The 6585-nt window shown below is 38.1% G+C and carries 10 protein-coding genes; 4 read left to right on the forward strand and 6 right to left on the reverse strand.

Annotation, left to right across the window (positions count from 1 at the left end; all coding sequences use genetic code 11):
* Both CXF62_RS01040 and CXF62_RS01045 read right to left on the reverse strand, forming a co-directional pair.
* On the reverse strand, positions 1-246 hold a 246-nt coding region (locus CXF62_RS01040), incomplete at its 3' end, for a type II toxin-antitoxin system RelB/DinJ family antitoxin (protein ID WP_102092593.1).
* An 89-nt stretch (positions 247-335) separates the two neighbouring features.
* On the reverse strand, positions 336-611 hold the full coding sequence (locus CXF62_RS01045) for a hypothetical protein (RefSeq protein WP_102092594.1): 276 nt from the start codon (positions 609-611) through the stop codon (positions 336-338).
* Between the two features lie 458 nt (positions 612-1069).
* Between CXF62_RS01045 and mobV the strand changes: the two genes are divergently transcribed.
* Positions 1070-1972 carry a MobV family relaxase gene (gene mobV / locus CXF62_RS01050; protein WP_102092595.1) on the forward strand — a complete coding sequence of 301 codons (903 nt, stop codon included), beginning with the start codon at positions 1070-1072 and terminating at the stop codon, positions 1970-1972.
* Between the two features lie 437 nt (positions 1973-2409).
* Positions 2410-3360 (forward strand): replication initiation protein RepM, encoded by a 951-nt coding sequence (gene repM / locus CXF62_RS01055; RefSeq protein WP_102092596.1) that lies wholly within the window; start codon positions 2410-2412, stop codon positions 3358-3360.
* A 190-nt stretch (positions 3361-3550) separates the two neighbouring features.
* Here repM and CXF62_RS01060 read toward each other — a convergent pair whose 3' ends face one another.
* Together CXF62_RS01060 and CXF62_RS01065 are read right to left on the reverse strand one after the other, a co-directional pair.
* On the reverse strand, positions 3551-4099 hold the full coding sequence (locus tag CXF62_RS01060; RefSeq protein ID WP_102092597.1) for a manganese efflux pump MntP: 549 nt from the start codon (positions 4097-4099) through the stop codon (positions 3551-3553).
* Positions 4100-4137: 38 nt separating this feature from the next.
* Positions 4138-4413 (reverse strand): metal/formaldehyde-sensitive transcriptional repressor, encoded by a 276-nt coding sequence (locus tag CXF62_RS01065; RefSeq protein ID WP_102092598.1) that lies wholly within the window; start codon positions 4411-4413, stop codon positions 4138-4140.
* Between the two features lie 103 nt (positions 4414-4516).
* On the opposite strand from CXF62_RS01065, the gene dmeF reads away from it, so the two are divergent.
* A complete protein-coding gene (gene dmeF, locus CXF62_RS01070; protein WP_102092599.1) occupies positions 4517-5431 on the forward strand; it encodes a CDF family Co(II)/Ni(II) efflux transporter DmeF in 915 nt (304 codons plus the stop codon).
* A 27-nt stretch (positions 5432-5458) separates the two neighbouring features.
* The gene (locus CXF62_RS01075; RefSeq protein ID WP_102092600.1) at positions 5459-5809 is read left to right on the forward strand and encodes a DUF3147 family protein; all 351 of its coding nucleotides are present in this window, start codon (positions 5459-5461) and stop codon (positions 5807-5809) included.
* Between the two features lie 264 nt (positions 5810-6073).
* Here the strand turns inward: CXF62_RS01075 and CXF62_RS01080 are convergent, their stop codons facing one another.
* Positions 6074-6199, reverse strand: coding sequence for a YHYH domain-containing protein (locus CXF62_RS01080; protein ID WP_102092601.1), 126 nt, complete (start codon positions 6197-6199; stop codon positions 6074-6076).
* Positions 6200-6425: 226 nt separating this feature from the next.
* A partial coding sequence (locus CXF62_RS01085; RefSeq protein ID WP_145990511.1) for a type II toxin-antitoxin system RelE/ParE family toxin occupies positions 6426-6585 on the reverse strand: 160 nt, incomplete at its 5' end.

Genomic DNA, 6585 nt, shown 5'->3' on the forward strand with positions numbered 1-6585 from the left:
CAAATCACCAAAGCTGTTGTACTTACTACCTTTACCGCTCGCGACCTCTGCAATAGCAGCGATAGTTTGCGCATTGAGCTTAGGTTGTTGATAGTCAAAAGACAAGGGAACTGTATTGGTATCGGCTACTTGGTTTAAGAACAGTCTTATGGCTTGTGAAGGCGTTAGTCCATAGCTTTCAAGAACAGAAAAAGACCTGTCCTTCAGATCCTGGTCAAGCCGTATATTATAATTAGTTGTAGTCATATTAGTCACCTTTTGCTTATATATGTACTCCCAATATAAGCAAAAGGTAATTAAACCTCAATGACTTTAGCGTTCCATCTGTCGCTAATCTAAGCGGTAATAGTCTGCTCATTCAATCCAGCAAGAAAATCATCAACCGTTTTCTCAATGCTTTTTTGCATGACATACAGATCAGAAGTGGAGTATTTGCCAAGCTGATTTCTTTCATCCATGACTTCAAATAGCTTGCTTCTGACCACTTCTTCGTGCGTTTTATCGTCAATCAACAGCAAATTAAGCTTCACGACAGCTTTATTATAGGCTTCTTGGGTAGCTTCAAGCTGAAGACTTTTACTGCTGGCTACTGATACACCGATCATGCTCATAAATAACTCCGCTATTAGAATCATCTGTAGCTACAGATGATTTTTTTAGGTTAATAAGTTGTTTGTACCAAGCTATGATTATGCCAGTGAAAAACGAGAAGTAACGCTCTTATAACCCCTTTTTTGTAGCAGATTTTACGACAGATAAAAGACCCGTCATTTTCTACCTAATTTAATGACTACACCTTACGCACCCTAAAGGGACTGCCAAATAGCTGATATTGTTAGGTTTATTGAAATTGAAGTGTTTGCAAAGTGCAAACAAAATCGTCCTTAGTTGTTGATTTATAAAGGAAAAAGGTGTTTACAATCTGTAAACAGCCAAGTCGAAAAACAGTGAAAAACCGCCCTTTTTTACCGCCTTTTGCCGTAAAAATTACGCTTTCCTAACAGGTGAAATTATGGTGTAGTAGGTACACTTTAGTAAAATAGCACCCAATTATAGGAAAAAAGTGGCAATGAACTATGCGATTTTGAGGACGGCAAAATTAAAGACGATGGGCAACATTGGTAGCAGTCTTGCGCACAGCTACCGAACGATAGAAACGCCCAATGCTGACCCCAACCTGACCCCTAAAAATCATCATACCGTTGCTACCCCTGAAGCAGTCAAACAGGCAATAAAAGATCGACTTCCTGAAAAAAGACGTTCGGATGCAGTGCTATGCATTGAGTATTTGCTAACCGCCAGTCCTGAATGGGAAGGTTGGGGAAAAAGCCAAGAAGTAGAATTTTTTAAGCGGTCTGCTCAGTGGCTCATTGATCAGCATGGGGAAGAAAACATTGCAGGTATGAGTATTCATCGAGACATAAGCACACCGCATCTAGTCGCTTATGTCGTACCTATTGACCAAAAGGGGAAGCTCAACTGTAAGAATTTTCTAGGCGGTAGGGCTAAATTAAACAAGATGCAAACCGATTTTGCCAATAAGGTCGCTGATCTAGGGCTAATGAGGGGCAAAGAAGGCTCTAAAGCCAAGCATACCAGCATCAAGGAATATTACCACGACATCAACCATGCTAGAGATTTTAGTATTACAACCGTATCACTTAAGCCTGAAATGTTTGAAAGCAAGGCTAGGTATGGGGAAAAGGTCACAGCAGCCGTTATTGAGCAAATAGAACCGACTGTGAAGGCTGCTAACAGCATCCTAATGGACTATGAGAAAGCTAGATTGGATAAAAGCGTTGCAGAAGCGAGCTATGACACCCTTAAAAAACGTGTTGAGCCTTACTTAGTGGCGATTGAAGGGCTAAATCGAGAGGAAATCGCTAGATTGAATGAAGCAATGCAGCTAGAAAGCCGTAGGATCTCTGTAGAGCGAAATAATACTAAAAAGGCTAGGAAGGTATCAGAATAGAGAAAGAAGGTTGTTAGATCTAATTCTGTAGGCAAATATAGTGGTTTCTATAGCTTATCACTAAGGTTAAAAATAAATTAATGGATAAGATAGAAAGAATTTATCATTTACCTAATCCAAGAAAACTCCTGATATTTTTCTGTAACTAGGGCTTTTATTTCTTGTCTTTTCAATTAATAAAAAAATTAAAAAATGCTTTTTATGCTTTTAAATGCTTTTAAATGCTTTTAAGCCCTCTGTATCCATTGGTATCAAAGGGTTGTAGACTTCATATGACTACGTTTACTTACCCATATGACTACGTTTACTTACCCATATGACTACGTTTACTTACCCATATGACTACGTTTACTTACCATTAATCTACTAATTTTTTTATGTAGATTAATATACTAAGTAATGGTAGTGTAGTCATAAATAACTTACAAGGAAATTGTATGTCTAAGGGTAATTTAGTCGTCAAAACAAATCAGCTTAATTCAGCCTTACAAAACTTATCTTTGCCTGAAATCCGAATTATTCAATTAGCAATAGTAGATGCAAGAGAAACAAATACTGGACTGAGTACTGATAAGCCTCTACGTATTGATGCCTTACGCTACGCAGAAATGTTTGAAACCACTCGACAGAATGGCTATCAGCGAATGAAAGACGCTGAAGAAAACCTATTTAACAGACGTTTCAGTTACGTCAATGAACATGGAAAGATCGTCAAGTCGCGTTGGATTCAAGAAGTGACTTATCTTGATGATGAGGGTGCAATTGAATTGGTTTTTACCCTTGCTGTAGTTAAAGGAATCAGCCGTATTGATGGTGCGGAAGACTTTTTTACTTCTTATCTACTAGAACAAACAGCAAGTATGGATAGCATTTACTCTGTAAGACTTTATGAGCTACTAGTGCAATGGAAACAAGCTAAAAATACCCCTATGTTTGAGCTTGAGAGATTTAGAAGTCAACTAGGTATAGAATCTAGTGAATATAAAAGAATGGGGAATTTTAAATTAAGAGTTTTAGACCTTGCGGTTCAAGAAATTAATGAAAAAACTGATATCAAAGTTGGCTATGAGCAAGTTAAAAAAGGTAGAACGATAATAGGTTTTAAGTTCAAGATCTCAGATAAAGAAAAGCCTAAAAGCACTCAGAATTTAGCAAGTGGAAGGGACGGTGATACATCTGATATGTTTACCATTGAAGGATTAAACGATAAGCAGCTGGGGCGTATCGCTCGTAATCCTAGCTTTATTGCCGATTATAATCACTTGGTTAGTTCTACCAGTCCAGCAGGTCAAGACCCGAATGCTTGGGAGTTTGAAATGATTAACCGCCTTAAAAAAGACCCTGCTCAGTTTAATAAACGTCCTATCAGAGAGTATCTTGAATACTAGGTCTTATGAGTGTGTTAGATAAGTTCGGTTCCCTAGTGAGGACTCGAACCTTCGTTTGTAGGCTAATGATAACAATAGCCTACATTATTTATAGCAGCTCAATGTACATAGCAGTGTACCTGTCAACATGAAGCAATCGTATTCCTATCTTTCGATTAGTTTCTAAAAATTCTTAAATATAAGACCGCCTTTAAACCACCATATTCACGCCAATAGCTATCAACACCAGACCGCCCAAAGCTTCTGCCCAACTGCCCAGCCATGTTCCTGATTGGCGTCCTATATAAGCCCCTAAAACACTTAAAATAGCGGTCGTTAGTGCAATGATTAAACATGCTAAATAAGCATTAACTGACAATAGATTCAAAGTAAAACCTGCGCCCATCGCATCAAGACTGGTAGCGATAGCCAACGACAGCAGTGTTTTATGACTCAAATTGATCCGAGTCTCATCATCGTTAACGGAACGTGACTCATAGAGCATCTTAATCCCAAGCGCGACCAGTATGACAAAAGCAACCCAAGCAGCCCCTTCAGAAAACCAACCCAGCATGGTAGAGCCAAGCGCATAACCAATCAGCGGCATCACCCCCTGAGCAACACCGAAATATAATCCAATGAGTAACGCCATTTTTATAAACTGTGGCTTAACATCGCTTTTGTGAGTGGATCCAAGACCGATTGAAGCGGCAAACGCATCCGCAGCCAGTGCTAACGCCAATAATAGTATTTCTAACATGAAAAAATAATTCCTTTTGAAATATTGTTATGCTTTTTCTATTTTAGATAAGTTTTTAGGATAGATAACACGTCTTCTATCTCTTGTTGACGTTGTTGTTGGGTAATGTCTTCTGCCCCTAAATGTTCTCTTATATGCTCTTCTAAAACCTCCTTCATAAGACCGTTTACCGCCCCCTTTAATGCCGCTATTTGCTGCAAAAGAGCCATGCATTCAGGATTACCTTCTAATGATGCCTCTATTGCTACCGATTGCCCTTTAATACGTCTGATACGTCCTAGTAGCTTGCTCCTACTTTTTTGAGTGTGTGACATTATTTTTATTACCTCATTTTATACTGGGGGGTAGTATATTTATTGATGATGTTTATAATACATAAGATTGCCATCTTTTCATACACAGCTAAGGATTTAAAACGTGAAAGAATCAACTATTCAGTGGGAACACTCTCATGATTTCGGTGTCGATAGCGCCCAAAACAAATCTAAAGTAAAGATTGTATTTTGGTTGACGACGATAATCATGGTTTTAGAGATCGCTGCTGGTACATGGTCTGGCTCTATGGCATTACTTGCTGATGGGTGGCACATGGGCACGCATTCAGCCGCATTTCTTATTGCCATTTTTGCTTATTCGTACGCTAAAAAGAACGCTAATAATAAATCATTTAGTTTTGGTACGGGTAAGGTAAATTATCTCGGTGGTTTTGCGAGTGCCATTGCATTAGCCATTGTCGCATTATTAATGATTTTAGAATCAGTCCAACGAATAATAGAGCCAAATAATATATATTTTAACGAAGCCATTATCGTTGCTGTTGTCGGTCTAATCGTAAACATAGTGTCGGCATTTATACTTAAAGATGACCATCACCATCATGATCATCATGGCGATTCCGACCATCATCATGATCATGATCACAATATGAAAGCGGCTTATTTACATGTGTTAGCAGATGCCCTTACTTCTGTGCTTGCTATCGTGGCGTTATTGACCGGTAAATATATGGGCATCATCTGGATTGATCCTGTCATGGGCATTGTCGGTGCAATAGTGATTCTTCACTGGTCTTATGGATTGATCAAAGAATCGAGTACCGTGCTTTTAGATAAATCTGTTGATGTTTCAACTTTTGAGAAGATATCGCAGACTCTTGATAAGAGAAATACGATTATTAACGATATTCATGTCTGGAAAATTGCGTCAACCCACCAAGCTGCCATCCTTTCAGTTTCCTCAACATCCCCTTTAAGTATAGAAGAATACAAAAAAATATTATCAGAATCCCTACCTCAACTTTCTCATGTATCTGTTGAAATTAATAAAATCTGAATAGGGTGATTCTGTGTTTAGGAGAGTATCTTGAATATATGGCTTAAATACGCAATCACTGCCTCACTGGTTGTTATTATCTCTGAGGTTGCGAAACGTAGCGACAGAGTCGGTGCTTTGCTTGCCTCCTTGCCTTTAGTCACGCTCCTTACCTTAATTTGGCTATATGTTGAAAAGCAGCCGATAGCTAAGATAAGTAATCACGCCTACTATACCTTTTGGTATGTTCTCGGAACGTTGCCTTTTTTCTTGTTATTCCCTTACCTGCTCAACAAATTTGGTTTTGGTATGGCATTATTGTCTAGTAGCTTGCTGACGGCTTTATTTTTTGCACTATTCGCAACCGTATTACAAAGCTTTAAAATTAATCTTTTTTAATCAATGGTAAGTACTTACCTGATTTTTATAGGCATATTTATAGAGTAGATTGAGAGGTAATCTATGAAAAATAAAGGATTTTTATTGCGGGCAGTAGCAGTATGTATTTTGATTTGTGGATTGATAGCTGCAATTATAATTAAGCTTAACTTGATGCCGTCTAGTACATTAACTAATATATTTTAAAAAGCTGTAAGGTGCTAGTTAGCACCTTACAGCTAAAATTCTAAGCACGTATCATAAAAATAATATGAAGTTATATTTTTAATGACAGTGGTAAGTACCTCTTTTAGTGTCGTTATGACAACCTTCTGAGTTAGTTCCACCACTATGAGCAAACGCAGCAGAAGCAAATGTTGCTGCAAGTACTACAACCAATATTTTTTTCATAAATTTATTCCTTAGCTGTTAGGTTTAGTTACAAACCATAACATATGTATTCGAACAAAGCTGACTATTTAGCACTAGTAGAGCAATACGACAACTCTTTTGAGAAATAGCGTTTTTTTGAGGATGATTTTTTGACTATACCCCAGCGGAACCAGCTATTTCACTCCAAAAATCTATTAACAGACTACTTAAAACAGACTGTTATTATGGAACCACCTAAAACAGACTAATCAAACACCTCTGAATGGCTTCCCAACCTAACGAAATCTACCGTATCGCTCTGAATACGGTAGATTAGCACCAAGTCAGGTTTAATATGGCAATCTCTAAACCCCTTATGATTGCCGGTCAACGCATGATCTTTGTATTTAGCCGGTAGGGGTATA

This window comes from Psychrobacter sp. MES7-P7E, from assembly GCF_002863645.1.
GTDB lineage: Bacteria > Pseudomonadota > Gammaproteobacteria > Pseudomonadales > Moraxellaceae > Psychrobacter.